General features: G+C 49.6%; 24 protein-coding genes. All 24 read right to left on the bottom strand.

Features of this window, described 5'->3' with window-relative positions; all coding sequences use genetic code 11:
- Nucleotides 1-52 precede the first annotated feature (52 nt).
- On the bottom strand, nt 53-658 hold the full coding sequence (locus QMD03_00950; protein ID MDI6775805.1) for a DUF4881 domain-containing protein: 606 nt from the start codon (nt 656-658) through the stop codon (nt 53-55).
- A gap of 16 nt (nt 659-674) precedes the next feature.
- Complete coding sequence (locus QMD03_00945) at nt 675-1,730, bottom strand: sulfite exporter TauE/SafE family protein (protein MDI6775804.1); 1,056 nt, start codon at nt 1,728-1,730, stop codon at nt 675-677.
- Between the two features lie 37 nt (nt 1,731-1,767).
- Nucleotides 1,768-2,064 (bottom strand): hypothetical protein, encoded by a 297-nt coding sequence (locus QMD03_00940; GenBank protein ID MDI6775803.1) that lies wholly within the window; start codon nt 2,062-2,064, stop codon nt 1,768-1,770.
- An 18-nt stretch (nt 2,065-2,082) separates the two neighbouring features.
- A complete protein-coding gene (locus QMD03_00935) occupies nt 2,083-2,496 on the bottom strand; it encodes a universal stress protein (GenBank protein MDI6775802.1) in 414 nt (137 codons plus the stop codon).
- Nucleotides 2,497-2,517: 21 nt separating this feature from the next.
- Nucleotides 2,518-2,949: a response regulator gene (locus QMD03_00930; protein ID MDI6775801.1), complete on the bottom strand. Its 432-nt coding sequence runs from the start codon at nt 2,947-2,949 to the stop codon at nt 2,518-2,520.
- A gap of 17 nt (nt 2,950-2,966) precedes the next feature.
- Nucleotides 2,967-4,637: an ATP-binding protein gene (locus tag QMD03_00925; protein ID MDI6775800.1), complete on the bottom strand. Its 1,671-nt coding sequence runs from the start codon at nt 4,635-4,637 to the stop codon at nt 2,967-2,969.
- 40 nt (nt 4,638-4,677) lie between these two features.
- On the bottom strand, nt 4,678-6,366 hold the full coding sequence (locus tag QMD03_00920; GenBank protein ID MDI6775799.1) for an SLC13 family permease: 1,689 nt from the start codon (nt 6,364-6,366) through the stop codon (nt 4,678-4,680).
- A gap of 45 nt (nt 6,367-6,411) precedes the next feature.
- The gene (locus QMD03_00915; GenBank protein MDI6775798.1) at nt 6,412-6,876 is read right to left on the bottom strand and encodes a response regulator; all 465 of its coding nucleotides are present in this window, start codon (nt 6,874-6,876) and stop codon (nt 6,412-6,414) included.
- 89 nt (nt 6,877-6,965) lie between these two features.
- Entirely contained in the window at nt 6,966-8,630 is a 1,665-nt protein-coding gene (locus QMD03_00910; protein ID MDI6775797.1) for an ATP-binding protein, read from the bottom strand.
- Complete coding sequence (locus QMD03_00905) at nt 8,630-9,085, bottom strand: response regulator (protein MDI6775796.1); 456 nt, start codon at nt 9,083-9,085, stop codon at nt 8,630-8,632. The genes QMD03_00910 and QMD03_00905 overlap by 1 nt, the downstream gene beginning before the upstream one ends.
- Complete coding sequence (locus QMD03_00900; GenBank protein MDI6775795.1) at nt 9,057-9,458, bottom strand: response regulator; 402 nt, start codon at nt 9,456-9,458, stop codon at nt 9,057-9,059. The genes QMD03_00905 and QMD03_00900 overlap by 29 nt, the downstream gene beginning before the upstream one ends.
- Before the next feature lie 117 nt (nt 9,459-9,575).
- Nucleotides 9,576-11,255 carry an ATP-binding protein gene (locus tag QMD03_00895; protein MDI6775794.1) on the bottom strand — a complete coding sequence of 560 codons (1,680 nt, stop codon included), beginning with the start codon at nt 11,253-11,255 and terminating at the stop codon, nt 9,576-9,578.
- Nucleotides 11,252-11,659 (bottom strand): response regulator, encoded by a 408-nt coding sequence (locus QMD03_00890; GenBank protein ID MDI6775793.1) that lies wholly within the window; start codon nt 11,657-11,659, stop codon nt 11,252-11,254. Before QMD03_00890 ends, QMD03_00895 begins: the two co-directional genes overlap by 4 nt.
- A 335-nt stretch (nt 11,660-11,994) precedes the next feature.
- Nucleotides 11,995-13,404, bottom strand: a complete 1,410-nt coding sequence (locus QMD03_00885) for a sigma-54 dependent transcriptional regulator (protein MDI6775792.1) — start codon at nt 13,402-13,404, stop codon at nt 11,995-11,997.
- On the bottom strand, nt 13,401-16,121 hold the full coding sequence (locus QMD03_00880) for a transporter substrate-binding domain-containing protein (protein MDI6775791.1): 2,721 nt from the start codon (nt 16,119-16,121) through the stop codon (nt 13,401-13,403). Before QMD03_00880 ends, QMD03_00885 begins: the two co-directional genes overlap by 4 nt.
- A 133-nt stretch (nt 16,122-16,254) precedes the next feature.
- Entirely contained in the window at nt 16,255-17,604 is a 1,350-nt protein-coding gene (locus QMD03_00875) for an SLC13 family permease (protein MDI6775790.1), read from the bottom strand.
- Nucleotides 17,588-18,154: a CBS domain-containing protein gene (locus tag QMD03_00870; GenBank protein MDI6775789.1), complete on the bottom strand. Its 567-nt coding sequence runs from the start codon at nt 18,152-18,154 to the stop codon at nt 17,588-17,590. Before QMD03_00870 ends, QMD03_00875 begins: the two co-directional genes overlap by 17 nt.
- Before the next feature lie 19 nt (nt 18,155-18,173).
- The gene (locus QMD03_00865; GenBank protein ID MDI6775788.1) at nt 18,174-18,662 is read right to left on the bottom strand and encodes a response regulator; all 489 of its coding nucleotides are present in this window, start codon (nt 18,660-18,662) and stop codon (nt 18,174-18,176) included.
- A gap of 78 nt (nt 18,663-18,740) precedes the next feature.
- Entirely contained in the window at nt 18,741-19,418 is a 678-nt protein-coding gene (locus QMD03_00860) for a hypothetical protein (protein MDI6775787.1), read from the bottom strand.
- Complete coding sequence (locus QMD03_00855) at nt 19,411-19,776, bottom strand: response regulator (protein MDI6775786.1); 366 nt, start codon at nt 19,774-19,776, stop codon at nt 19,411-19,413. The genes QMD03_00860 and QMD03_00855 overlap by 8 nt, the downstream gene beginning before the upstream one ends.
- A gap of 9 nt (nt 19,777-19,785) precedes the next feature.
- Nucleotides 19,786-21,501 (bottom strand): sensor histidine kinase, encoded by a 1,716-nt coding sequence (locus QMD03_00850; protein MDI6775785.1) that lies wholly within the window; start codon nt 21,499-21,501, stop codon nt 19,786-19,788.
- 70 nt (nt 21,502-21,571) lie between these two features.
- Nucleotides 21,572-22,795: a cytidylate kinase family protein gene (locus QMD03_00845; protein MDI6775784.1), complete on the bottom strand. Its 1,224-nt coding sequence runs from the start codon at nt 22,793-22,795 to the stop codon at nt 21,572-21,574.
- A 159-nt stretch (nt 22,796-22,954) separates the two neighbouring features.
- Nucleotides 22,955-25,123 carry a SulP family inorganic anion transporter gene (locus QMD03_00840; GenBank protein MDI6775783.1) on the bottom strand — a complete coding sequence of 723 codons (2,169 nt, stop codon included), beginning with the start codon at nt 25,121-25,123 and terminating at the stop codon, nt 22,955-22,957.
- Between the two features lie 31 nt (nt 25,124-25,154).
- Nucleotides 25,155-25,682 (bottom strand): CBS domain-containing protein, encoded by a 528-nt coding sequence (locus QMD03_00835; protein ID MDI6775782.1) that lies wholly within the window; start codon nt 25,680-25,682, stop codon nt 25,155-25,157.
- Nucleotides 25,683-25,865 lie beyond the last annotated feature (183 nt).

The following is a 25,865-nucleotide window of genomic DNA, read 5'->3' as shown; positions in this document are numbered from 1 at the left end:
GATTAATGAAAGCACAAAAAAGATGTCCCTCTGTGCCTGCCTGAATCGTTCGTTATTTCTTAAAAATATCGGTCTTGCTGACGTTCATAAACCTCCTCGCCTTCCCCTCCTCTTTATAGTAGATGCGGACTTCATCACCGGCATCCCAGGTATTATCCGGAAGGGCAAAGTATTCATCCGGCAGAGAGAAGGTGGTGAGAATCTTTTGTCTCTTCGAATAGACGGTGATGGTCTTCTTTTCCCTGTCTATCACAGGGAAATTCTTGGGTTTATCTGCCGCCTGATCATAGACCAACGGATCCTCTTTGCCCACGTTTTCCCTCTGTTCGATCAGTTTATAGGCGATCGTCTTGAAGTTCTGTGTGGCCGTATCAAAGATGACTATCTGGTTTTTCTTAGTATCGAGTTTCATTCGCTTTCCTGCCTTCGGGAGAGCCCCGATTTCCGCAGGATCCTTCGGCATCTCATAAGTAACAGGCGGCAGATAACTGTAATCAGGATTCTTTGGATCGGACTCCTTATCCCTGACAATAGTTACCGTTCCTTTTTCCTTGTCAAACTCGATAACCTTGCCCTGATCCACCTTACCCAATTCCCCACAGGCGAGGACAAAGGGTAAGACAGTTAGTATCGTAAACAGACTAAGTTTCTTTACCATCGCATACCTCCCCATGCTAAGCCTTCCCTTTCCTCACGGCGATCTCCTCCCTTACACCCTGTATCATTCTGATAAAAATATAGAGAGACAGGGCAGCCACAAGCCCAAGGATGAGAACGGTTGAGCCAGCATCCATCACAGCTTTGGTTCCCGTCACATACTTGGGGATAAGTTTCATGATAATGGAAACACAACAACCGATCACAGCAACTCCGAAGGCGATACGAATTCCATACCCTTTAATGTATTTGGTTGCCACTGTCCCGACCTGCGCCCCCACGGCAGCACCTATCAGCATGATAAGGGCAGCAACCAGCTCCGTCCTGCCCTTGTAAGTATAGGTGGCAGCCCCGTAAAGACCGGATATCATCACCTCAAAGAGGTCCGTCCCCACGGCGATATGGGTGGGACAACCCATAAAATAGATCAGGGCCGGCATACGTATCAAACCTCCGCCGATACCGAGGATACCTGCCAGCCAGCCGGTAAAAAAACTGATAAAGATAGGTAACCAGGCAGAACAGTAAAATCCAGCCGTCTTAAAATGTATCACCGGAGGGATCTTGATCTTATGGAGGGTCTTGTGCCATTCAATACCAGTGGCCAGTTTGTCCACCTCTATACCTGCTGCCCTTGCCTCCTTTTCCTTTTTTCTTTTCTTTGCTACGTCAGAAAAGATCATCCAGGCAATAAGGATAAGGAGTACAACATACATCCAGCGGACATAGAGTTCCACCTTACCGAGGCGCTCCAGCCACATAATCATCTGTGCCCCTACCTCAAACCCTACCACAGTACCGACGATCATAATAAAGCCCAGACGGTAATCCACATTCCCGAACCTGCCATGCCGCATGGTGGAAATGAGGGACTTTCCCGCCATGTGGGCGATATCGGTCCCGATCGCGAAAGCCATGGGAAAACCAAGGATATTAAGCCCCGGTGTCACCATCCAGGCGCCGCCCATGCCGAAGAAACCACCAATTATCCCAACCCCGACTCCGAGGATAACCAGACCCGGCCAGAATACCGTAACCCCCGAAATGGGCATGAGAACATATAACCAATCCATGATTTAACCTCCTTACCTTTCATCGTTGACGAAAATCTCAGTGTTCAGCCAGTTCCCTGGAGCTCAGGTCAATGCCGATACGGTTCATAACGAGGTCCGCGAGAATACCAAGGATCACGCCCACAATGGGGATGGTTACCACGGTGAGAAGGGTAAAATATACATGGCTTTCATTATAGAGATTGGCAAACCATGCCTCCCACCCCGTCAACTTACGGGTATCAGCCACAATGACGAGGGGGGAAGCCTTTTCTCCCGCAGCCAGGACAACATCCGAGATAACCAACATTGCCACGACCATTACACCTGTCAGCTTTGTCCATAACCTACACATCTTCTTCACCTCCCTGATTCAGCGAATTACACTCACACTGCATGGGGCGTGTGCCACCACCTTGGCCGCCGTACTGCCTATCAAGACCCTCTCGAGACCGGTGAGACCAGTGCTCCCCAGAAGGATGAGATCAAATCCATCCTCCTTTGCCCTCTTGATAATATTGTTAGCCGGCACAACACCTGTCTCCAGGATGGTCTCAACCTTGATCCCCTTCTCATCGAAAATAACCTTTGCCCTCTCGAGAGCATCCCTGGCCTGTTTCTCTAATTTCTCCTGTATCCTGGGCGGCATGTCATCAAAATCGCCCTTCCCAAAATAGGCAACTGACATCAAAGTAATCTCTGCCTTTTCTTTCTCTGCCAGTTCCAGTGCCCTTCCGACTGCTTTCATGGCATGTTCCGAACCATCTGTCGCTGCCAGCACCTTCATAAAACACCTCCTCTTCCAGTCCTACGTGGGAGAACGATCAATCAGCTTCCTGATTTCCGCCTGGCGAATCCTTTCGTCTCTCGCCGCCTTCACCTCATAAGCGCCATTGATCCTTTCCAGTAACTGTTCAATGTCACAGGGCTTCAAGACGTAGTCATAGGCCCCCAATCTCATCCCCTCCACAGCCGAATCAACCGAAGCATGTCCGGTAAGGAGGATAACCTCGATAACAGAATTGATCTTCTTGATCTCCGCCAGGGTCTCTATACCGTCCAATCCCGGCATCTTGATATCCAGGATGATTACATCGTAAAGCCGGTGCTTTACCTCGTCAATAGCCTCTATTCCGCTTCCTACAGTAACAACATCCAACTCCCTTTCCGTCAACCGTTTGCCTAACGTGGTCCTAAACCTCTCTTCATCATCTACAATTAGTATCCTCGGTATTGGCATGGCAACCTCACTCCTTTCTAATGTTCTCTTGGAAGATAAACGGTAAATACCGTCCCCTCACCCACCTGCGAAGTCACAGAAATTCTCCCTCCTAACTTTTCCATGATCCCGTGGCAGATGGAAAGCCCCAGACCGGTCCCCTTTCCCGGGGCCTTGGTTGTAAAGAAAGGATCAAAGATTTTTTTCAGATTCTCTCTGGGTATCCCCACACCGGTATCACCGATCTTGACCTCCACAGGGTTTTCCCCGTCAAGGACAGTCTCAATCTTTATCTCGCCACCTTTTTGCAAGGCATCTATGGCATTATTGATCAGGTTCAAAAACACCTGCCGTAACAGGGAAGGGTCACTGTAAATCAAGGGTAAATCCTTCTGGTAATTCTTGACAAATTTTATGTTGTTAAGGGAGGCTTCCCGCTCCCGCATGCTGACCACCTCTTCAATTAACCTGTTCAGCTCCACATCTTTGACAACCGACTCCATCTTGCGGGCAAAGCTCAGTAATTTGTGGGTAATTTCCCTGCAGCGGCCCGCCTGCTGGCAGATTTCACGGAGGGAATCCCTGAACTCGCCTATCCCTTCCAACTCCTTGAGACCAGGACGCCGCAAAAGATCCTGCATCCACCCTGCCTCTTCACCGATGATGGCCAGAGGGTTGTTAATCTCGTGAGCAATTCCCGCAGAAAGCTCACCGATAGAGGCAAGCTTGCTCGACTGGATCAGTTGCTCATCAAGGATATTCTTCTCTCTATCAATCCTCTCAATCTTCCGGACGAGAAGTCTCGTGGTAAGAAAGGTCACCATGCCAATCACGAGGGCACCGAAGATAAACACCGCAATGGCTCTGTTTCTCGTGGCATAAAGTTCAGAGAAGGCATCATCGTCATCCTGCTGGACAATCAATAGCCAATGTCCGTTCTTCATCCACGTTTTGGCCCGCAAGACCTTTCTACCATTTTTCCCCATAACCTCCCAAAACTTGACACCAGCAAAGTCCGTCAGATCAAAAGAACCCGGCGGCGCCCTTTCCATGATCCGGTTGCCTATCCTGCTCTGGGTCTGGTAGAACCCCTCACTGCTCACGATAAAGGCCTCCCCCGTGCGTCCCAGACGCACATTTTCCACCAGAGAACTAAATCTGGCAGCGTTGATTGTAGCCCTCAGTATCCATGCCTCTCTCCCCTTCCCCTTCTTGACGGCAGCGATGAAGTGGGGTACCTGGCGGAACCCGAGGAACACGTCGCTTATAAATACCTCCTTTTCCATGGTCTCTTTGAACCAGGCGGCGCCGCGGTAATTCTTCCCCAGTAGATCATAGGGTCCTATATAGGCCAGATGATTCCCCTGTGCGTCTATAACCCCCAGGTCCTCAAAGGCATGATCGTACTCTCTTTGCAGGGAATCAAATACCTTCTGCAGCACATCCCTATTCCTCAGATCATTCAGAGTTTTAAGTTGTGTAACCACCCTCATGGCAGAGGTTACCTCCTGGAGAAACTTCTCTATTGCCTCTTTGTGTTCCCTCACGATAGACGTAAGTTGCGTGGTTACCCTCTCGCTAATCGAGTTACGATACTGGTAATAGATGGTGCCACCTATGAGCCCGAGGGGAATAGCCGCTGCCGCACACAGAATAATAACGATATATCGGCGCAAACCAAGATAGGAGTTTTTCCCCTCATCAGCCATCACGCCCATCCTTTACCCAAACACAACAGAGAGTCCCCTCTTAGAAAGACGGCCAGGAGATGAATTGCCAGTAACCAAAGATACCCCAGAACCAGAGCACCACCTGGGCCATGATCGTAACCCCTACCCCATATTTAATAAAATCTGTGACCTCCATCAGTCGCTCGCCAGTTTCCGGATCCTTGCACATGGCAAAGGCAATGGCGTTGTTGGGTGTACCTACCACGAGGGCATTGGCGAAAGAGGAAGAAAAGGCGCAGGCCAACCCCACCTTCCAAGCATGGACATCGGCCAGGGTGGCCATGGGAAGTACGATCGGTCCGAGAGCGGCCACGGTGGCGCCATCGCTCATAAAGTTGGTTATCGTCCCTGCGAGGAGGCTCACCCCCACGGCGAGGTTGTCCCCTTTAGTAAGGAAATCCGGTAGAGCGCCGACAAAGCTCTGGGCCATCCAGAGCGCCCCACCGGTAAATTTAAGACCAACACCCATGGCACAGGCGGCCGCATAGAGCCCCACCACGTCAAAGGCGACACCACCCTGCACATCCTCCCAGGTGATGATCCGGCTAAGGAACATCGCCATCACCGCATAGAGGGTCGGCCCCCCCAGCCCGGAGTGCTCGCCCAGGATAATCCACGCTGCCACCAGACAGACCAGGATTACGGCCATGATCGCCTCTCTTCCCCTTAACTTTCCCATCCTGGCCACCTCGGCCTTGACCACTACGGAGGGATTCACATCCTTTACCTTGAATTTTGGCTTAAGGAGAAGATACATATACAGTCCAATGCAGGCGGCCATGACCGGAACAAAGGGCATCCCGTATTTCATCCATTCCATAAAGGTTATGGGAGTACCCTGAGCCATGAGGTAACCTACCATGATGGCATTGCGGCCCCCGGCAGCGGGAGAGCCAGGCCCTCCATGGTTGGCAGCAAAACACATGCCCAGAACGAGAAAGAGGGCCAGGGCTCGGTCCTTTTCCACACCGTGCATCCGGCAGGTGACCTTATATATCCCCATGAGGACGGGAACAAGGAGGGCCACCAGGGCATGCTCGGAGAGAAAACTTGCCGCTATGGCAATGGAGGGATAGAAAATGAAGGCAAAGGCCTTGGCGCTTTTGATACGAGAAAGGAGGATAAGGCCGATCCGTTTGTCGAGGCCAGTCTTTCCCACACCAACGGCCACGGCGAGGATACCGAAGATGAAAAACACAGCATCCTGCATAAACGCCCCGGCAATTTCATCAATGGGAAGTATGGCGAAGATATACAAAACAACGGCTACCACAACGTCGGTGGCCCCTAAGGGGATTGTCTCGGTCCCCCACAGGAAGGCAGCCAGGAAGAGCAATAACACCATGATCTTGGCCGTCCGGGCCACCTGCTCCGGTGTTAATAGAGGTTTTACCTTCTGGTGAGCCTCTTCTGCGTCTTTCGTATGCCCCTCTTTGACCGGCTTCCCCTCTTTGGCGGCCTGATACCGCTTGAAGGCCTCGGGCCGGAGTTTTTTATTCACCGTTTCCACAATGGTAGTCACCCCCCGATCGAGCTTATATCCCGGGGGATCGGTCTTAGTAACCAGGTCGAGCAGGCCCTGGGGGGGTGGAAGGATGACAGCAATGGCAAAAAGCACCACCGCAGCAATAAGCAGTATGGGCTTAAAAGCAGGGACACCCTTCCAGGTTAAAGGTTTTTCACCAGCGTATCCGGGTTTCACGTACATACACTAACCTCCTGTCGAATTATCAATTTTTTTGCGGAGGGAGAATTACTCCTTTTCCTCCCTCTCCTGATCAAATATGCGACCGGGAAAGCGGATCAACTCCTGTATCTTTGCGCTGCGAATTTTCTGTTCCTGGGCATTCTTCTTTTCAAAAGCGGCGGCCAGTTTCTCCAGGAGTTCATCAAATTTTACCGGTTTTATCAGGTAATCAAAGGCGCCTAACTTCAACCCCTCGATACTCGTTTCCACCGAGGCATGTCCGGTAAGGAGAATCACCTCGGTCAAAGGCTGCATCTTCTTGATTTCTCTTAAGACCTCGATGCCATCCATACCGCCCGGCATCTTGATGTCCAGCAGAACAACATCGAAGAGCCTTCCCTTCATCAGCTCCAGGGCAGCCTCCCCGCTGGGAACGCCTGTTGCCTCAACTTTCCTTTTCTGCAAACGATTGACGATAGTTTCTAAAAAATCTGCCTCATCATCTACGACCAAAACCCGGAAGGTGTCCATCGTAACCTCCTTATTTACGCAATTCACACAACCTGAAGGTTGCGTTACATTTTATCTTTACCATGGTAGGGGCACGTTGCAACGTGCCCCTACTTCTTTTCCGGGACAACAACGGGTAACCCCACGGTGAATGTTGTCCCTTTCCCTTCCTCGCTCTCGAGGGTGATAGTCCCTCCCATATTCTGGACAATATTATAACTGACCGACAAACCAAGCCCCGTCCCTTTTCCTCTCTCTTTGGTAGTGAAAAAAGGTTCAAAGGCCCTTGCCTGATATTCTCTGGGAATACCGGGGCCATTGTCTTTTACGCTGACGGCTATCTCGGAATTGATCCTCTGGCTGCTTATGTAAACCAATCCATCCTTACCTATCGCATCAATGGCATTGGTTATCAGGTTCAAGAACACCTGCTGGAGCTGGGCGTGGTCACTGGCGATGATGGGCAGATCAGGCTTTAAGTCTCTTTCTATGGTAATGTTGTTTAGCCGGGCATAACTCTCCAGAAAAGTTATCGTCTCATGCAAGACCTCGTTTATGTCCACATCCTCCAGGTGAGGCTCCATCCTCCGGGCAAATCCAAGCATCCCATGGGTTACCTTTCTTGCCCTCTCCACGTGTTCCTCTATCTTCCTGAGTGATTTTCTATACTCCTCAAGGTGCCGACTCTTCTGAAACTCCTCCTCTATCAGGAGATCCTCCATCCAGCCGGTTTTTTCGGCAATCACGGCGAGGGGATTGTTGATCTCATGGGCAACACCGGCCGCCATCTTACCGAGGGCAGCCAGTTTGTCGGCATGGACGAGTTGTACATTCAGTTCATTCATCTTCCGATCGGCCATTCCTAAACGCCTGACAATCAGATGGGTGGTAAAGATAGTCGTCAGAATGATCAGCAAACAACCAGAGACAATGATAACAATCTCTATCCTTTTCGTTTTAAACAGTCTCGTCATCTCTTCCGACACATCCTGGCTGATCACTAAAAGCCAGCTATGTTTTTTCAACCAGCTTCCTGCATAGAGTTCCTTTTTCCCCTCTCTGTTCACCTTTTCCAGGACCGTCGTCCCCTCTCCAAAGACCGTGGGATCCAGGTTTGATTTAGAGAGAATTTCACCATCAAAACGCAGGTGCGTTTGATAGAAGCCGCCTTTGTTGATGATAAAAGCATCTCCTGTTTTTCCCACCTGCGCCGCCCGGATGAGACCCTCAAAAACATCAGAGTCTATTGTTGCTCTCAGTATCCAGCGCCTGTTGTTTTCCTGGCGTTGAACAGCGATGATAAAATGAGGTATCCTCCTGTAACCCATAAAGACGTCACTGATGTAAAGGCCTTTACTTTCAACCTCATCGAACCATGGTTGCGAAGAATAGTCCCGACCAAGAAGGTTGTAAGGGCCTACATAGGCGACATGCCGGCCGCTGCTGTCAATCAAGCCAAGATCAATGAAACCGCCGGCTCGATGATTCATTATCTGAAAGACCCTCTCTAAGTTGCCCTCATCTACTAAATAATCAAAAGTATGCGTGTCGGCCATGGCCAGAAGAATGGCGGTGCGTTCCTTTAAAAAAAGCTCTATGGCGTTACTCTGGGCCCTGGCACGGTATTTAATCTGTTCTTCAATCTTATCCCTGTACATCTGGGCAAATTGGTAATAGATCGTCACACCGAGAGAGATGAGGGGTATGAAAGAAACCAGCAGGGTAATGAAGATGATCCTCCTCTGGAGGTTTGCATACATGCGTCTTTTCATCATTAAACCCCTTCCAATTCCCTGCCCTCTTCCAGGTGTTTTATCTTCTGTTCCTGGATCGTTTTTCTCTTATAGGCATCCTCAAGTTTATACAATAACTCGTCAATATCCATCGGTTTCATCAGATAATCAAAGGCCCCTAATTCCATCCCCTCCACGGCGACTTCCAGATTGGCATGTCCTGTAAGCATAATCACCTCCACGAGAGGGCTCGCCTTTTTGATTTCCCGCAAGGTCTGTATGCCGTCCATACCCTCCATCCTTACATCCAGGACCACCACGTCCGGCGACATCTCTTTCAGGATCTTAAGGGCCTCTTCACCGCTGGTAACCCCTCTTACCTTTAACTTTCGCTTTTGCAGCCTTTTGATCAATGTCTCTAAAAATTCTCTCTCGTCGTCTACCAGAAGGACGCTGAATTCATCCACCTCACCCACCTCCTTCTCTTCTACAGGCATGCCTGATCTTATTGACAAGATCATCGAGATCGCAGGGTTTGGTGAGATAGGCAAATGCCCCCAGAGACAGGCCATCCCTGGCGGCTTGCTCGGAACCGTGGCCTGTAAGCATGATCACCACCATAGAGGGACACATCTTTTTAAATATCTTTAAAACCTCGATACCATCCATGTCCTCCATCTTCAGATCCAGAACAGCTACATCGAAATCCTGCCTGCGGAGAGCCTCTATCGCCTCCGTTCCACTTAGAGCTGGCGTTACCTCAAAGTTTCTTTTCGCCATTCTTCTCGCAAGGACATTCACATACCCCTCCTCATCATCCACAAGGAGAAGTTTTATGCGCTCGGTCTGTTTTTCCCCCTCTTGAGTCATTTGCCTTACCCCGGAAAACATCAGTCGTATGTCATATGTCATATGTCATATGTCTTTTGACTTATGACTTATGACTTATGACTTATGACTTATGACTTACGACTTATGACTTATGACTTATGTTTGAGGAAGGGGGATACGGATATGAAAAGTGGCGCCCACACCCACGGCGCTGTTCACACTTATCTCCCCTCCCATTTTCTCGATAATGCCGTAAACTATAGATAGTCCCAAGCCGGTTCCCTTCCCTACCGGCTTTGTGGTAAAAAAGGGGTCAAATATCCTGGGAAGGTAGGATTTGGGGATACCATGACCCGTATCAGCCACATCAACGACGAGATAATTGCCGTCAACTCTGCTCGTGATATCAATTCTCCCCCCTTCCTTATCCATGGCGTCGAGGGAATTATTGATCAGATTAAGAAAGACCTGCTGCATTTCCGACGGGGAAACAGTTACGGTCGGCAAATCGCCTGCCAAACGGGTCTGGATCTTCACATTGCTGTATTTCGCCCTCTGTTCAGAAAGTCCCACGACTTCTGTAATCAAGTCGTTTAACTGCACGTCATGGACCTCGGCATCCGTCCTTCTGGCGAAACTCAACAGTTTATGGGTGATCCCCTTGCAGCGTATCCCCTGAGTCCTTATCTGTTTCAAGGAACGTTCAAATTCATCGAGGTTTTCACTTTTCTGTAATTCTCCTTCTCCTAACAAATCCTCCATCCATCCTGCTTCCTCAACCATGATGGCTACCGGGTTATTGATTTCATGGGCTATGCCGGCGGCAAGTTCACCTAAGGAGGCCAACTTACCGGCTTCAATGACCTGCTCGCTCATCATTTCCTTCTCACGGTCGGCCCGGGCAACGCGATTGACCACCCTATTCGACAACACAAAGGCCATGATAACGATGCCGATACCTCCCAACAAAAGGATAGTTATCGCCAGCCTTCGTGTCCCATACACGACTGAAAAGGCGTCCCGTGCATCCTGCTGATAGACCAGTATCCAGTCCCCCTTTTTAAGGGGGGCCAGAACATAGATGAATTCTCTGCCCGAACTATCGGCCTTCTCAACAACCTTTACCCTGTCTATCTTCTCTGTCAGAAAGTCCCGATAGAGATCCCTGTTTAAGGTTGCATCTGCTCGAGGTTTTGTTTGAAATTCGCCCTTCCTATTCAAAATAAAGGCCAGACCCGTTTCACCTATCTGTATGTTTTCGACCAGAGAATTAAAGGTAACAAAATCAATGGTGGCCCTTAAGATCCACTCCCTTGACTGCCATTCCTGTCTGGTGGCAACGATGAAATGGGGCAGACCACGGAGACCTAAAAAGACGTCGCTGATAAAATACCGGCTCTTCATGGCCTTTTTAAACCAGTCGGCCTCTGAATATACGGCTCTCCCCAACTTAAATGTTCCCGCATAGGCGATCTGAACCCCCCGGTCATCCACCAGACCCAGATCCACAAACACGCCGCCATATTCCCTCTGCCGTATGGACAACCTCTCCTGCAGAAAGGACTCATTGCTCAATTGCTCAAAGGTATAAGAGCTTCCCATGACCCTGATATCGGCCAGTTTTCCGTTTAAAAAGCTGTCAATATTCTGCCTGTGTTTCTCTACCACCTCCTCCAGGTGGGCAATCGCCTTTTCACGGTATGATACCTGAAAATGATAGAGTATCGTTCCGCTGACCAGGAGCAGAGGGGCTAAGGAAACAAGGATGACTGTTAAAATCAGGTTTCTGGTCAATAATCGGTAGTAATGGGCATTTTCCGTCTTCTCTCTCTTCATGAACCACTACCATTTTTGCCGTTCGGTGAAAAAAGGATCTTTCTCACCAGTATGTTCATTTCCTCCACATCAAAAGGTTTTTGAAAGTATCCCCTTACTCCCCAGACCTCCGCATCTGAGAGGGTAAAGGCATTTGAATAGGCCGTCATGACTATCACGGGAATCATCATACCCCCACCGGCCATCTCCTTAATCACCTCAACCCCCGATTTCAACGGCATCCTAACATCAAGGATGAGGAGATCCGGTTCCTTTTCTTTCAGAACGTAGAGGGCCTCCTGACCATTATGGGCCAGGATGATCCGGTAACCTTCCTTGGAAAAAAACTTGCTCAAGGTATGAAGAATCACAGGATCATCATCGGCAATCAGAATTACCGGGACATCCCTCGTAAACCGTTCCAATTCCACACTCTCCTGAAATTAGGGTATAAATCCGCATGGGGATTGAATGCAATTAATGTACCGAAGGGAGTGGGGAATGGTTGCGGGGGAATAGTTCACCGCAAAAACGCAGAGATTAATTTTTTTGTTGTTTTCCGTTGAGAGGGACGGAAAACAACAAACTCAAGCCTCACGGCTGAGATTATTTCTTTTCTGCCCTCTCAGCAGAAAAGAAATGATATTTTTTCTCTGCGACCTTTGCGCCTTTGCGGTGAAAAATCCTAACCGCTCGAAGCTGATGGCTGATAGCTCATGGTGCGCAAAAGATGAACAGAGATGGCAACATTTTGAGCAGTCTAAATGGCAAACTGTTTTATCTTTTGACGCAGTGTGTTTCGGCTGATGCCTAAAACTCCGGCCACCCGAACCTGGTTTCCATTCATTTCTTTCATAAGGCTGCCGATGAGTATCTTCTCCGCCTCGTTTATTACCCGGGCATAGAGGTTTCGCTCTGAGGAGAGAAGGGCTCCCTTAATAGCCCCGGATATCCCCTCTGCGAGAGACCTTTCCCACCCAACTCCTGTCGGCGGTGTCCCCTCATTACCTCCGCCCAGAAGCAGATGATCAACGGTAAGCACATCGCCTGTGGCGAGGACAAGGGCCCTCATGATCGTATTGATAAGCTCCCTCACGTTTCCCGGCCAGTGATATTCCTGAAGTTTTTTTATCACTGCGGGGCTCATCATCTTCACATGACTCTTCATATTTTTTCTGAAATGCTGGAAGAAATACCCTGCAAGTTCACGGATATCCTCGGGCCTTTCCCGCAGAGGGGGAATAGTAATAGTAACAGCCTCAAGGCGATAGTAAAGATCATCACGGAAGAGGCCCTGCCTGATATATTCATCGAGGGGTTTGTTGGTCGCCGTGATGACCCTCACATCTACCTTGATTTTCTCTTCCCCTCCTATCCGCTCAAACTCTCCATCCTGCAGGACACGGAGGACCTTGGCCTGGGTGGCTAAGGACATGTCTCCGATCTCATCGAGAAAGATCGTACCCTGGTGACATTGTTCGAATTTACCTATCCTCCTCTTCATCGCCCCGGTAAATGCGCCCTTTTCATATCCAAAGAGCTCACTCTCCAGAAGTGTCTCCGGAATCGCCGCGCAGTTGACGGCAAGAAATGGCTTATCCTTCCTGCGACTGTGGTGATAAATTGCCCGAGCTACCAGTTCCTTCCCCGTGCCCGATTCCCCCCTGATAAGAACGGTAATATCGGCCTCTGTCACCTGACCGATCAGCTTGTAGACATCCTGCATCTTTTTGCTGTTTCCGATGATCCTCCCGGCACTCAGGTCAATATCCCCGACAAAGGGATAAAACGCTATCTCGTCCATAAGACGGCTATCCTCTATCCCCTTGGCGATGATCCTTTCGAGTTCATCTATGTCAAAAGGCTTGACAATGTAATCGTAAGCCCCGCATTTCATCGCCTGGATGGCAGTTTCCTCTGTGCCAAAAGCGGTCATCATAATTACGGGAAACTTGCTCTGACCCTCTCTGATCTGCCTCAGAATTTCCAGCCCTGTGGTATCCGGCAGTCTGTTATCGAGGAGAACCAGCTTTACATTGTTTTTTTCAATCCTCTCTATGGCCTCCCGACCCCTCTCGCAGGTCTGTACATCATACCCTGATCGGGAAAGAGCCTTCTTCAAGGATCTGGCAAGGACAGTATCATCCTCCACTATCAAGATCTTCTTCATTCCATGTTCTCCTGGCGAATGGGAATGATCACCTTAAAGGTAGTGCCAGTATCTGGCCGGCTCTCTACCTCGATCCAGCCATGATGTCCTTCCACGATGGAAAATGCTATGGATAGCCCGAGACCTGTACCTGACTCCTTGGTGGTAAAGAAAGGATCAAAGATGTAAGACTGGTCCTGAGGCAGAATTCCCCCACCATTGTCCGCGATCGAGACCTCAACGAAGTCATGCCCTGTCCCCGGCAAAGAAATTTTTTTCTCTCCCCCTGATTCCTCACCGACCTTCTCAAACCTCCTGATGAAAATGGCAACCGTCCCCCCTTCGGGTATAGCTTCCAGCGCATTGAGGATGATGTTCAAAAAAACCTGCCGTAGGAGTTTTTCATCTCCCTCTATCTCCGGCATTTCATCATCCGGGGCAAACTGAACATCGGCTCTCTTAACCTTTATCTCGGGCTGGAGGAGATTTAAGGTTTCCCTTAACAAACTATTAAGATCAAAGGACTTGAAGGTCGGCGTGGCCGGCCTGGCAAAATCAAGAAACCTGGTGACATTTTCGCTGATACGATCAATCTCCCTCTTTACCAGGGTAAAATCTTCCTTTTGATCCTCATTAAGCTCCAGTTGTTTCTCCAGAGACTGGATGGTAACCCTTATCGAGGTAAGCGGGGTGCGGATCTCGTGGGCTATACCCGACGAAAGTTTTCCCAAGGCAGAGAGTTTTTCGGACCGGGTGAACCGCTCCCTCAGGGAACGGGTCATCACCTTAAAGGATTCCACAAGGCGTCCAATTTCATCTGTCTGCTTCACCTGGGGGTCCACATCAAGGACTCCCTCCGTTACCCTGCGGGTCATCCCGTCGAGGATCCTTATCGGCCTGGTAATGGAACGGGAGATCAGAAAGGCAAAGACGGAGACGATCAGTAAAAAGGCCATCAAGATAAAATAGTTTCTCTGCACCAGAAGATTGATCTCAGAGATGGCCTCGCGACTGTCCTGTTTGGTGATCAATCCCCAATGTGTCCTAAAAACAGGGGAATAGGCAGCCAGTACGGAGATTCCCCGATAGTCCACCGATTCTGCAATACCCCTCTGACCCCCGATGGCCTTCAGGGCGATCCCTGCCTGTCCTGTAGCCGGTTGGACGGGAATGGCGAGCTTTAAGGCGGTATCCGGGAAATTCCTCGTGTTGTTCAAAAAAATGAGCCTCTCCCCGTCCCTTCGCACCAGCATAGTCTCCCCTGAGTTTCCCATCCCCTGCCAGTTGCGGAGCAACGGGTATAACGTCCTGCCCACGCAAACCCTGAGAACAAGCGCACCAATTGTTCGGTCCTGCGGAAATTTATCGTTGGCGACCTGTATCCTGGTAGAAAAGGCCATACTCAGGGTCTTTGTGCGCTCCGAATAGTAGATGTCCTTGATATAGACCTCTCCTGGCGGCAGGGACATCGCCCCTCTGAAGTGCGGGTTTGCCGCCATATCCAATCCCTCGTACAGCGGACAGGTCGAGAAGAGCACCCTGCCTGCCGGACTGATCACAAGGGCCTCTCCATATCCCCAGCCCCCGACAAGACCTTCGAGATAACGGCGTATATGAACAGTTCCCACTCCCGGGTTGGCATGATGAATATTTGAAAAATGAGACAAAATGGATTCGATCAGGATCTGATCCTTGGCAAGAAACCGGCAATCAGAGATCACCTGGTCCAGCCACTGGCTCACGAGGGCGGCCTGTAGTTCCACAATGGATTTAAGATGGCTGGCTACCTTGTCTTTGATGATGTCCCGTTCGTTAAAGTATGTAAGCGCCCCAATTCCCAAGAGGGGGACAATGCTGATAGAGAGGAAAGAGAGCGTCAACTTGAGCTGGATACTCCTTCGTCCCTTAAAAATACTGATGGCAATAAAAAGGGCGAGGACGATCAGGGGAAGGGGAGCCAAAAGATAAAACAGGTCAAGTCTGGCCTCTCTTCCGATACCCTCGAAGAGGAGATTGCCCAGCCGATAGTACTCGCCCGATCTTTTCATTCTCTCCAGGGCGTCGTTGATCTCCGCGAGGAGCGCTGTATCCCCCTCCCGCACCGCGAAGCAGGACTGGCGCAGGAAGATCTGGGTATCCTGGGATTTTAAACCGGATATCCCCGCTTCTCGCATCCAGTACAGACCCATTAACTTGGGACAGAGGGCTGCATCTACCTCCCCCCTGGTAAGGGCGGAGAAGACACCTTTCATATCCTTCATGACTATCGGCTTGATGTCTTTCCTGTCCCTGAGGATTTCGAGGGGCATACCCCTATCATATACGGCGATCTTCTTGCCTTCAAGATCATCCAGTGTAAAGAGGGGAAGGGCATCTCTACGGGTGAAGAGGGATAACTCCAGCGTGGAATGGGGATCAGAAAAATCGAATTCCCTGTCCCGTTCCTCGCTGTAGAGCATCCCCAGCAGGGCATCAACCTCCCCTTTACGGAGGGCATTTATCGCGAGCGGCCAATCCATCAGCCTTATCTCAATATCCCACCCCTTGATCCTGGCCATCGCCCGCACCAATTCCACATCAAACCCCTTCGGCCCACCGGAAGGGTCCAGGTACTCGTATGGGGCAAAACCCTTACCTCCCCCAAAGACCAGGGTCTTTCCCCCGGCGGAAGAAAATGCCTGCGGAGGAATTAAAAGAAGTAATAAGAGGAGAAAAAAGACACGGTGAATTATTTTCATTACCTTCAAACCATTATCCGTTCAAAATCGGCATCCCTAAAAGCGGCCAGATGGTAAACAGCGCTATCGCCAGAACAATCATCAATAGAACGGAAGGAATAATGCCGTATTTGAAGAACTCGCCTCCGGTAAATTACCCTGAGGCATAGGCGATGGCATTCGGCGCAGCGCCGATCAATAACAGGAACGGCATACCTGCGGTGACCAGAGAGGCATAGAGCACCACCTCCGGCGCAACATGAAGATAACCTGCCGTTACCAGGGCGATAGGGAGAGAGATGGCAATTGCCGCTACATTCATGATGAAATTGGTCATGACCAACACAAAAAAGGCAATACCTAACACGAATATCGCCCAGTGCGCCTCCTTGAATATGGTAAGCCAGTTGATGGCCAGCCACTGCGCTCCCCCTGTCTTCCAGAGACAGAAACCTATGCTCATGGCGCCGCTGAACAGCAGAATGATATTCCAGGGTATCTCCTCGAGTTCCTTAACCGTAAGTACCCCGAATATAAAGAAAAGAAGGGTTGACACCAGCATGATGGCAGACCTGTCCAGGAGCTTTAAGGCAGGGACGAAGGACTGGAGGGACAGGGTGATTACTACCCCTATCACACAGAGGATGACAAACTTCTCCTCCCACCTCATCGGGCCAAGTTCAGAGGAGAGACTCTTCACCTGTTCCTTAAGACCGACAATGGTCTTCTTCTCAGGCATCAGGAAGATCATTAAAATAATCCATATTAGAATGACCATGACTATCCCTATCGGGAACATATATTTGGTAAGCTCAAAGAAACCGATCTCCCTGCCGGTAAATTCCTTAAACATACTCGCTGCCGCAGGCGCTCTCGCTGCACCTAACATGGTAATAATACTCCCCGCCCCAGCGGAATAGGCCATACCGATAAAGAGGGCCTTACCGAATCTTGTCGGTCTATCCCCTTCACCATACAAAGCATAGATCGTCATCAGGATAGGAAATACAGTAGCCGCAGCGGCCGTATGGGCCATAAAGAGGGGAAGCCCGGCACTCATAAGGCATACCCCTAATAGTATCATGCTTGTCCTTTCCCCCACTATTTCTAACATCTTATAAGCAAGACGTCTCGTCAGTCCCGTCTTTGTGAAGGCAAGACCGACGACTACAGAACCGAAGATGAACATCACCGCCGGATCCATGAAGTCCCGGAAGGCGTCCTTTGCGGGGCGGATCGCGAAGAGCGCCTGAAAGACGCCAATAGCTATACTTGTCAAACCAATGGGCACTACCTCAAAGACCCACCAGGTACCGGCAAGCAAGAAAAGGGCAATGGATGCCTTCCCCTCCTTCGACAGAGGGAACGCCTTGCCCAGGGGGTCAATGGCGTCACTCCAGGGGGGGGAGAAATAAACGTAAAAGAAAAGTCCCAATCCCAATAAGATAAAAAATATCCTCTTCCAGTCGAACTTGATTTTGTCTGTTTTATCCTCGTACGTCATCTTGAATCTCCTCTTTGTATTGTTCCTCCAGAATGGCCTCTTTCACAAGCTGGTAGATGTCGGTCAGTCTCAGTATCCCCACCGGTTTCTTCCCCTCTCCGACAACCAGAAGCCCTATATGTTCACTGATGAGCATGATGTGAAGGGCATGGCCCAGGACTTCGTTTACGTCCACGGACAGGGCTACAGTGGTCATGAAATCCCGCACTTTTTTGTCTTTCTGGGCCTTGCAACGTTCCAGGAAGGTTTTATCCGGGATGTGGGTCATAATATCGGCCATCTTCGCCCGCATCAGGGGGGAGAGATACGAACCACCGATGTCCTTGTAATCAGGCTCGAGACCTCTCAAGATATCGGCCTGGGTGAGTTTTCCCACGATATTCCCCTCCGCATCCTTAACCAGTATCCCCAGATGCCTGTATTTTCCCGGTGAGAGTCTCTCGGAACTCTCTTTCATAACCTTCAATGCTTCCTTGATCGTTGCCTCCTGAGAGACTACAGCGTATTCTTCCAGGGGAACCATAATATCTCTCACATGCTTCTCTTCCATAATCCATATCTCCCTTTCTTCACTTTAGTTTTCTATCCATTTCCTTTAGTTTCCTCAATATTTCGAGAGGTGAGCCGGGCGCTACCTCAGAGACAATCTCTTTTAACTTTTCATCCTTAAACTTGAGTTTGTTCTGGACGCGTCTCTGATATGCCTCCCGCAACACACTCAGTAACGTTTCGAGTTCGCATGGTTTCTCCAGATAACCATAGACACCAGCCTTAGTGCACTTGATAGCGGAATCAATTGACCCATACCCGGTCAGGATAACCACTTCCATGAATCTGTGTTCCCTCTTCAATATCTCCAGAACCTCCTCACCCCCCATCCCGGGCATTTTCAGATCAACAAGGGCAGTTTCAAATTCCTGTTTCCGCGCGGCCTCGATCGCCTCCTCCCCGCTACTCACCGGGGTAACATCGAAATCCCTCATGCTGAGGCGCTTGGAGATGGTCTCCAGAAACTGTTTTTCATCATCAACTACCAATAGTTTAATCTTATCCGGCATAAAAATACCTCCTTACTTTGGGTTCTTCCGTCATACGTCATACGTCCGACTTACGACTTATGACTTATGACTTATGACTTATGACATACGACTTACGACTATTGAATAAGGAAGGGAGAGTACCAGGGAAAGCCCGCCGTTATCAGTGGAGATAACCTCTACCTTTCCGCCCAGCTCTTCCATTAAAATCGGGAGGAAAGACAGGGCAGCGTCGTCTGTCTTGACAATGGGGTCTTCGCCGGCAATAGTAATCCTTGCCCCACCGTCCTGTTTTTCAAGAATCAACCTGAGAAGCTGGTTATCAGGGGAGGCGGCCAAAATTAGGTCTATGCAGGAGAAGATAGCCTGCTGAAGGAGAAAGGGGCTGCTCACCAATAAAATTGTCTCTTCAGGAAATCGGGTTTCCAGGCGGGCGCTTCTCAGGGTACGGGGACGCTCCGAAAGGGCGATTAAATCCTCAAGAAGGTCCCTCAGGTCAATGGTCTTCACCGTTTCATCCAGCGTATGGGCAAAACGGTTGAGGCGTTTGATCATTTCCTCCCCCCGTTTTACCTGCGTGCCGATCCTCTCGGAAATCCCTCTGAGCCTCTCAAGTTGCGGCGGATGTCCCTGCTGCCCGACCCGGAGGAGATCGTCCATGAGACCGGCAAGCTCATTGATAATGGTCATGACATTATTTATCTCATGAGAAAAACTTGCCGTAATACTTCCAAAGAAGGCCAGACCCTTTTCCCGCAAAAGTTTTTCTTCAGACACTTACCGCCTCCATCATTTTCTCCATCAAATCCTCGATGTTGATTGGCTTTACGAGATAGGCAAAGGCTCCCTCTCGTATCCCCTCCTCTCCCTCCTCGGGGGATCCCCGACCGGTCATGAGGATAAACTTTATCCCCTCCCGTTCTCTCCTGATCCTTTTCATCACCTCCAACCCCCCTATACCCGGCATTTTCATATCCAGAACCGCCACATCAAATTTTTTCTCCTGGACGCGCTTGATGGCATCAGCTCCACTGGTTACACCTTCAACCTCAATGCCACGGAGTATCAGCCGCTCTGCCAGAGTAAAAACCAACTCTTCTTCGTCGTCAATCAGCAAAACCCGTAAAATTGCCATATTTCACTCCTAAAACCTGGTCCTTTTGGCGGGTAAAATAACGGTGAAACTGGTTCCCTGACCCACCTTACTCTCAACACTGATGCGGCCTCCGAGTTTTTCCACGATACCGTAAGTGATGGAAAGGCCCAATCCAACTCCCCCCTCTTTCTTGGTGGTAAAGAAGGGCTCAAAGATACGCTGAAGGTCTTCCTCGGAAATGCCATGACCGTTATCGCTGATGGTAACGGCAACGGTATCCTTATCCTCCCTTATGGAAATGTCTATTCTCCCCCTGTCTTCCACCGCAGCAAAGGCATTGTTGATAATATTCAAAAACACCTGCTGAAGCTGACCACGATCACTCTGAATAGAAGGAAAATTTTCCGGTATATGAAAATTCACCGAGATGTCTCGATAGGTTGCCTCCTTTTCGAGGAAGCTGAGCACCTCCTTGATGAGAAGCTCGAGGTTAATCGTTTCCAGGTGCACATCCATCCGCTTGGCAAAACCCAGGAGGCGGTGGGTGATGGTGCTGCATCGCTCCACATTGACAAGGATGGATTCAATAAGTTTTATGATCTTTTCTCTTTGAGGAAAATCTTCTGTTGTTAGTGCGGCAATGTCCTTCACCAGACCAGCCTTCTCATTGATAATGGCGAGCGGATTGTTAATCTCATGGGCCACCCCTGCGGCCAGGCGGCCGATAGAGGCCATCTTGTTTGTATATTCCACACTATGGAGGAGAGCAGCGCGCTTTAGATCCGCCTCCCGGACACGGTTTACCATGTAGGTTGAACTCCAGAGAATCACCAGGAGAATGATAACAATGCTGCCAATCAAGAACCAGACCAGATCACGACGCACGGATAGCCAGTTCTCCATGAGTGCCTTAGGTTGGGCGACGATCATCAGGATGAAGGGGGTCCGTTCAATGTAGGCATACCCCAGGATATACGATTGTCCTTCCCTCGTCTGTTCTTCCAGGACCTCTGTCCTTGACGAAAAGGGAGGCACCGCCAGGCTCATTTTCTCCAGAATCCTGCCATAGAATCGGGAAGAGGTCTGAAGGATTCCCTTCCGATTGATGAGAAAGACATCAGTTGAAGGCCTTAAATCCAGAGGAGAGATGATCTTTCGAATCGGGGTCTCCGTATCTACGGTAGCTCGAAGCACATAGAAGTCCCCTCCAGCTCTTTCATTTTTGACGGCAATTACAAAATGGGGGAAATTCCGGTATCCCATAAAAACGTCACTCACATAGACGCCCCTCAGGCTGACCTCGTGAAACCAGTCCTGATCCTTGTAGTTCTTTCCCTTAAGTTCGTACGGCCCTACGTAGGAACGCTGATACCCCTCCGCATCAATAAGACCGAGGTCAACAAAACCACCGAAGGAATTCTTCATGTTCCTGAAGACGGCAATGAACCTTTTCTGATCGGCAATATCCTCGAATGACTTATCATGGATAATAAGATTCAGAGCAGAGATGCGCTCTTCAATAAAAGACTCCAGAGACCGCTTGGTGTTGGAGGCAAGCTGGGAGATGGGGTGGATCATCTCCACCCTGAGCACCTTTTGATACTGATAGTAATTAACAGCAGTCATGATGACAAGGGGAGCCAAAGAGACTAAAGCGGTAAGAGAAACCAGATACTTCCACAACCGGCGATAACGGAACCTCCCCCCCTCTGATTTACCCTCATCAGCCCAATAATCAGGGATAATCCTGCGAAGAAACTTCAAACCCCTTCTCTCCCTTACTTCTTACGTCGTATGTCGTATGTCGTATGTCGTACGTCGTACGTCTTATGACTTATGTTTTATGTTTTTTAGTCAGGTTCAGCTTCCGATAGGCCTCTTTCATCGTTTGAGATAGGACATCAATATCCACCGGTTTTTTCAAATAAGCAAAGGCACCGAGCTCTCTGGCCAGTATCTCCTCCCTTTCCGTGCCATGGCCGGTCAGGATAATTACCTCCACATTGGGATGTTCTCTCTTTACCCGACGGAGGACCTCGATACCATCAATGCCCGGCATCTTCAAATCGAGGACCATGACCTCAGGTTCCTCACTCTCCACGAACGATAGTGCCTCCTCGCCATTATAGGCCACCGCAGCCTCTATGTGCCTCGTCTGTAATCGTTCTGATAAGGTCTGGACAAACTCTTTCTCATCGTCTACCAGGAGGATTCTTGAAGGCAGCTCAAAGTCAAATTTGGGAGGATAGATGGCAGGGGGTTCAAATTTAGGCCCCACACGGGTATGGGCGCTTTTCACTCCAGCAACGGTACCGGCGATCCTCCAGAGTTCCTTTTCCAGGTGCTCCAATCTCAACACATATTTATTTATCATGATGGTAATATTACCATTGTTACAGGATACTTCAACTTCATGACCCCCCTCGGCAAGAGCGACGTTGACCTGTGCCGCCAGCACGAAATCATCCGCCGCCTGCTGAGATTTTGGTGTCGTCTCCAGGGCTTTTTTAGTTACATTGTCACAAATAATTTTCCCGGCCTCTTCCACAGAGCTTTCATGCATGGGAATCTTAATGTCATAAAGACTCGTATCCCACGGACCAAGACCAAAGAGATATTTAGTCCACTCACGGCACTCATTGTCGTCTTTTCTAATGATACGCTGGGCCTCCTTTTCCGATACCCCTTCCTTCTCCATAGCTTGGGCAGCCCTATAATCGTGACTGGCCACAATACATACCTTTAAAATATGGGTAATATCCCGCGGTAAAAGATGGCCGGCAAACCCATGATAAACGATGTTGTTTTCCTTAACGTGCCGGGCAAGGATCGCTTTGACATAGGCAACATTCCGTACCTTCTCATGGGTAAATTTACTAAACACCGAAGGGGGGCCGTACATGGCACGTTTGAGCCTCTCCTGGGAAACATTATAAAGCTTTGCTGTTTCCTCGAGAAGCTCTTCGCCGATGCACCCGTAGCCCAGCCTCTGGGCTACCATTTTTGCCACCTCATCTGCCCTGCAGTAAGACCCGCTAAAAATGGTAATCATTGCCATAACTCTACTCCTTCAAATTTATCGAGACGTTATTATTTAAGTCATATGTCGTATGTCGTATGTCGTATGTCTTTTTGAGATAACTGATAAAAACCCCCTTTCATCCCTTACCTCGACTTATGACTTATGACTTACGACTTACGACTTATGACTTACGACTTATGACTTATGACTTACGACATTTTTTGAAACAGGCAGCCCCTTGAAACACACTGTAAGCAAGGGACATTCATTTTCCTGTGAATCTCTGTGTGCCGATTCGTGAATGCTCTCAATCGCCATGGCTATACTATGAGATATGTGATCTTCACCAATCTTTTCATACAGATGAGTACGCTTCAGCACATCCAGAACGGCATCATTCAAGCCGGCAAGGGAAACATCGTAGCCGGCTTCACGCAGTCTACCTATAAGTAACGAGAGCATCTCCTCCCCGGAGGCGTCAAGCTCGTTGATGCCGTGACCGATAATGAGAACATGTTTCAACTCCGGCATAGAGGCTACCTCTTCCAGCACCCTTTCCTCGAGGTAGTTTACATTAGCAAAAAATAAAGAACTGTTAAAGCGAATTACGGCGATATGCCTGCACTGTTCGAGACCGAAACGGGCGGCATTTCGATAGGTACCGTCTGTATATTTCGACAGCATTGCCATGTCCGGCCTCATATTTCTGAGCAGATACAGGCCGATAGACAGTACAACGCCGATAAGTATCCCCCTGTCCAGATGCGGGGCAAAGATCAGAGTGCCAACGAAGCTGATAACAGCAATAACACCGTCATACCTCTGGGCCTGCCAGGTATGGATAAACCCCCGCACATTTATCAAACCTACTACCGCCATCATAATAATAGCGGCGAGGACCGATTGGGGCAGGTGGTACAAAAGCGGTGTGAAAAACAAGAGGGCAATGACGACCACGCCACTGGTAAATACACTCGACATGCCGGTCACAGCACCCGCCTGGATGTTCACGGCAGATCGGGAGAAAGAACCGGATACCGGATAACTTTGGCCAAGCGACCCGATAATGTTAGCTAACCCCTGGCCGATCAATTCCTGATTGGGATCCAGACGTTGGCCGGTCCTTGCCGCCATGGCCTTGGCAATAGAGATCGCCTCCATAAAACCGAGAAGGGAAATTATTGCCGCCATGGGAAAAAGACTGAGCATGACAGTAAAATTGATCTTCGGCAGGGTAAAACCGGGAAGACCCCTCGGGATTTCACCCACCACAGAACCACCGCCGACAAAAGTAATAGCCTTCTCCTGCAGACGGCGATTTCCCACCTTAAGCCGCCATCTTCGCCCATCAGTCTTTAAGTCCGCCGGTAATTCCCCCGCCGTATAGAATTTCAGTTTCCCCTTACCTTCTTCCACGGCGGCAAACTCAAGGGCGCGCATCTTGCTGCGATATACATGAGACTTCTCTTTCAATCCCTCGATCTCGAGATTCAATAGCTCCACCTGGTGCTTAAGTTCCATGACGGCAACTGAGTGTGAACCATTTGCATTCTTAGCATCTTCGATCTTATCGTTCAGAGGTATCCTCGCCCTGTTCCCCTCCTCGATTTTATTTAGGATACCATTGTACTCTTCGATAGTCTTCTTTACGTAAGGCGAGGCGATCAGGGCAAACTCACCCTTATAGCTATGCTCAAATCCGCCGGCCCAGGAAATCAGGGTGGTAACCACCACGGCAACCAGTACATTCGGTATCCTCGGATTGACGCGTTTCAGAACTACCATAATGGCAAAGGCCAAGACAGCCAATCCAATGGTCGGCCAGTGGGTCGAAACCAGGGCAGCTTTGCATGCATTAAGGACGGTTTCGTAGTGATGTTCCGCATTGTCCACCTCAACCCCGAACAGTTTTGCAAGCTGAGACGAGGCAATGATAAGGGCTGCGGCATTGGTAAAACCGTTTACCACGGGGTGAGAGAGGAAATTAACCACCAGGCCGAGCCTGAGGACACCAAGGGCAAATTGAAAGATCCCCACCAATAGGGCAAGAAAGATAGCGTAGGCAATAAAAGCTTCACCCCCTGCTGTTGCCAGCGGCTCCAGGGCGGTAGCCGTCATCAGGGAAACCACGGCAACCGGTCCTGTAGCAAGCTGGTGGCTTGAACCAAACAGGGCGGCGACCATGGGTGGCAGGAAGGCTGCATAAAGGCCATAGTAAACAGGCAGGCCAGCTAATTGGGCATAGGCCATGGATTGAGGGATTAAGACAAGGGCAACCGTCAGACCGGAAATTAGATCTGCACGAAGATCAGGGGTGCTATAGCGCTCAAACCATTTCAGGAAAGGGAAAATCCGTGTCCACATTACGATAAAAAGCCTCCAAAGTTTTATGAACTTACTTCACCAAAAGCCTGGCCATTTCGTGGAACACCTCCAGGGTACGCACTACACCAACCACCTCCTTGTCCTTAAGGACGGGCAGCAAACTGATGTTACTGTCCACCATCTCGTAGATAACCTTTATGATGTGGTCTTCATAATCCACCGTCGTCTTGACAAGGCGCATCACATCACTTACCGGACGTTCGGCCCGTTCCTCAATGCCCTTCCACAGCTTGTCGGTGGGTATCTTAGATAGCTTCGGATCCACTTTCACATCGAACAGCTTTTTCCGCACATCTATCAGCAGACCCGTGAGAAACTCCGGCTCCAGCCCGCGCAGGATATCCCTTCGCCGGACTGTCCCCAGAAGCTCGGATTTCTCATTGAAAACAAGCATAAAGCGTGGGGGGTGTTTTCGGCCACCCTTAACGACCTCCGCCTTTTCCATCTCCGCCATGGCCTGACGGAGAGTAAACCAGTAAGGAATACTCACATATTCATCCAGGGGTATCATCATCTCCCCTGCCCGTTTTAGTTCCATCGCTCAACTCCTTTATCTATAGTAATTAGTCAGTTCTCAACCTCCATCGCCCCCCTTATAGATACCCTTCAGACCAATATCGTAAAAATATAACAAATATATGCAACTTCTGCAAACAGAAAGAAATGATAAAAAGAGCAACATTGACAAATGGATGATGTGGATGATGTGGATGATGGGGAC

Source organism: Syntrophales bacterium, from assembly GCA_030018935.1.
Taxonomy (GTDB): Bacteria; Desulfobacterota; Syntrophia; order Syntrophales; family CG2-30-49-12; genus CG2-30-49-12.
Note: the sequence above shows the minus strand (reverse complement) of the source record. Positions and strands in the feature narration are given on the sequence as shown.

Bases quoted from the DNA above. Each gene is read 5' to 3' on its own strand.
- QMD03_00950 (MDI6775805.1), bottom strand. From the start codon at position 658: ATGGTAAAGAAACTTAGTCTGTTTACGATACTAACTGTCTTACCCTTT.
- QMD03_00840 (MDI6775783.1), bottom strand. From the start codon at position 25,123: ATGTGGACACGGATTTTCCCTTTCCTGAAATGGTTTGAGCGCTATAGC.
- QMD03_00930 (MDI6775801.1), bottom strand. From the start codon at position 2,949: ATGCCAATACCGAGGATACTAATTGTAGATGATGAAGAGAGGTTTAGG.
- QMD03_00835 (MDI6775782.1), bottom strand. From the start codon at position 25,682: ATGGAACTAAAACGGGCAGGGGAGATGATGATACCCCTGGATGAATAT.
- QMD03_00870 (MDI6775789.1), bottom strand. From the start codon at position 18,154: ATGGAAGAGAAGCATGTGAGAGATATTATGGTTCCCCTGGAAGAATAC.
- QMD03_00900 (MDI6775795.1), bottom strand. From the start codon at position 9,458: ATGACTCAAGAGGGGGAAAAACAGACCGAGCGCATAAAACTTCTCCTT.
- QMD03_00945 (MDI6775804.1), bottom strand. From the start codon at position 1,730: ATGGATTGGTTATATGTTCTCATGCCCATTTCGGGGGTTACGGTATTC.
- QMD03_00910 (MDI6775797.1), bottom strand. From the start codon at position 8,630: ATGATGAAAAGACGCATGTATGCAAACCTCCAGAGGAGGATCATCTTC.
- QMD03_00925 (MDI6775800.1), bottom strand. From the start codon at position 4,637: ATGGCTGATGAGGGGAAAAACTCCTATCTTGGTTTGCGCCGATATATC.
- QMD03_00875 (MDI6775790.1), bottom strand. From the start codon at position 17,604: ATGACGTACGAGGATAAAACAGACAAAATCAAGTTCGACTGGAAGAGG.
- QMD03_00895 (MDI6775794.1), bottom strand. From the start codon at position 11,255: ATGAAGAGAGAGAAGACGGAAAATGCCCATTACTACCGATTATTGACC.
- QMD03_00845 (MDI6775784.1), bottom strand. From the start codon at position 22,795: ATGGCAATGATTACCATTTTTAGCGGGTCTTACTGCAGGGCAGATGAG.
- QMD03_00885 (MDI6775792.1), bottom strand. From the start codon at position 13,404: ATGAAGAAGATCTTGATAGTGGAGGATGATACTGTCCTTGCCAGATCC.
- QMD03_00865 (MDI6775788.1), bottom strand. From the start codon at position 18,662: ATGCCGGATAAGATTAAACTATTGGTAGTTGATGATGAAAAACAGTTT.
- QMD03_00915 (MDI6775798.1), bottom strand. From the start codon at position 6,876: ATGGACACCTTCCGGGTTTTGGTCGTAGATGATGAGGCAGATTTTTTA.
- QMD03_00935 (MDI6775802.1), bottom strand. From the start codon at position 2,496: ATGAAGGTGCTGGCAGCGACAGATGGTTCGGAACATGCCATGAAAGCA.
- QMD03_00940 (MDI6775803.1), bottom strand. From the start codon at position 2,064: ATGTGTAGGTTATGGACAAAGCTGACAGGTGTAATGGTCGTGGCAATG.
- QMD03_00905 (MDI6775796.1), bottom strand. From the start codon at position 9,085: ATGCCTGTAGAAGAGAAGGAGGTGGGTGAGGTGGATGAATTCAGCGTC.
- QMD03_00920 (MDI6775799.1), bottom strand. From the start codon at position 6,366: ATGTACGTGAAACCCGGATACGCTGGTGAAAAACCTTTAACCTGGAAG.
- QMD03_00855 (MDI6775786.1), bottom strand. From the start codon at position 19,776: ATGGCAATTTTACGGGTTTTGCTGATTGACGACGAAGAAGAGTTGGTT.
- QMD03_00880 (MDI6775791.1), bottom strand. From the start codon at position 16,121: ATGAAAATAATTCACCGTGTCTTTTTTCTCCTCTTATTACTTCTTTTA.